The sequence below is a fragment of the Geodermatophilus sp. SYSU D00079 genome (assembly GCF_054050635.1).
In genome coordinates this window covers 1-1989 of the sequence record NZ_JBJGZS010000064.1, presented here as the reverse complement: position 1 = coordinate 1989, position 1989 = coordinate 1, and the positions used below count along the sequence as shown (strand labels likewise).

The following is a 1989-nucleotide window of genomic DNA, read 5'->3' as shown; positions in this document are numbered from 1 at the left end:
CCCCCGTCCGCCCCCCCCCCCCCCCCCCCCCCCCCCCCCCCCCCCCCCCCCCCCCCCGCCCCCCCCGCCCCCCCCCCCCCCCCCCCCCCCCCCCCCGCGTCCGGGTGCGTGCTGGTGCGTTCGGTCAGCGACCGGTTCAGGCGGTGACCCCCACCCCGCGGAAGGTCGGGGCGTAGGCCGGCTGGTGACCCTCGGGGAACACGGCCCGGTCGGTCCAGGCGCTGGGCGGGAAGTGCGCGTGGAGCGGGAAGGCCTTCAGGATCTCCTTCTCCTCCTCGACCATCCGGTGGATGGCGGGGATGCGGTCCTCCTCCGTGGTCCCGGACAGGGCGTCGGTCCAGGCCTGCTGGAACTCCGGAGTGGTGGTGTTCCACGGGTTGGCGAACTGCCCCGGCAGGCTCGACTGGTAGGGCACGGTCGGGTCGGCGAACGGCGCCCCCATACCGATGACCATGTTGCCTTCCTGCCGGCTGAAGAAGGTCACCGCCGTGGTGGGCGCCTCGATGACCCGGGTGGTCGCCCGCAGGCCGACCTCGGCGAGCATCGGCACGACCGCCTCGGCCGCCGCGCGGTGGTCGTCGAGGCTGGGCACCAGGAACTCGAAGTCCACGCCGTCGGGGTGGCCGGCCTCGGCCAGCAGCTCGCGGGCCCGCTCCGGGTCGTAGCCGTACTGCGGGTCGTCCGGGGTGACGTCGGGGTCGTAGGCCCAGTGGTCCGGCGGCATGTACTGCGCGACCGGCTCGCCCAGGCCGAAGAAGACGCCGTCGACGATCGCCTGCCGGTCGATGGCGTGCTGCACCGCCTGGCGCACCCGGACGTCGTCGAAGGGTGCCCGGCCGCTGTTCATGTTGATCGACATGATCGACAGGCTCTTGGACGGCGCCGAGTTCAGCCCGGCCGCCTGCGCCTGCTCGGCCTGCGAGGGGTCGAGATAGGTGAGCTCGGCCTGGCCGGTCTGCAGCATGTTGAACCGCGTGGTCGCCGAGGTCTGCACGAGGACCTCGTAGTGCGCCGCCTTGGCCGCCTCCGGGTCCCAGTACTCCTCGTTGCGGTCGAACCGGGTGTGCTGGCCGGGCACGTACTCCACCAGCGTCGCCATGCCCGAGCCGACGGGGTTCTGGTCCAGGTCCGGGTTGTCGAACGCCGCCGGGCTGATCATGCTGCCCAGCCGGTCGGTGAACAGGTTGGGCAGGTCACCGCCGGGGCCGTTCAGGTTGATCCGGACGGTGAACTCCTCCACCGCCTCCACCGACTCCACGCGCGCCAGCTGCCCCTTGAGCGCACTGGTCTCCAGCGTCTTGGCCCGTTCCAGGTTGGCCTTGACCGCCTCGGCGTCGAACGGCGTCCCGTCGGTGAACGTCACGTCGTCGCGCAGCTCCATCACCAGCGCGGTCCCGCCGTCGACGAACTCCCACGAGGTGGCCAGCTGCGGCGCGAGCTCGTCGTTCGCGTCCAGCATGATCAGCTGGTCGTAGACCAGCCGGAAGAAGACCATGTCCCACGGGTTCGCCGACCGGTGCGGGTCGAACGTCGAGGGGTTCTGCACGAACACGTAGCGGAACGTGCCGTCCGGGTCGATCTCACCCTGGGCTCCGCTCTCGGCGGTCGCCCCTCCCCCGCATGCGGACACCACCAGGACCAGGACCGACAGGAGCCCGAGCCACCAGCGCCGTGGTCGTGCTGTCCTGCGGGCGGACGTCGTCGTGCCGCGCACGTGTTCCTCCGGGAGAAGTCGGGCCGCAGCCGGTTGGTGGCAAGCAACCTGTCGGGTTCCGGCAGCCGCGACAACGGGACCGTGACCACCCCGGGAGGACGTGTCGTGGTGCGCATCACATGGCGCGGTACGGCGCGGGACCAGGACCAACGGGTCCGGACGACGACGCGCCGGGCGGGGTGCCCACGGCTCCCCGCCCGGGCGGGCCGGGTGGGGGCTGGTGGGGTCTTTTAGCCCGTGAACATAACCCCCGCCCGGTGGAACATCAGACCCGT

The 1989-nt window shown here is 72.2% G+C and carries 1 protein-coding gene; it reads right to left on the bottom strand.

The window, feature by feature from the left end; all coding sequences use genetic code 11:
- Positions 1 to 136: 136 nt before the first annotated feature.
- Positions 137 to 1714 (bottom strand): ABC transporter substrate-binding protein, encoded by a 1578-nt coding sequence (locus ACI79E_RS22375; RefSeq protein ID WP_456934782.1) that lies wholly within the window; start codon positions 1712 to 1714, stop codon positions 137 to 139.
- Positions 1715 to 1989 lie beyond the last annotated feature (275 nt).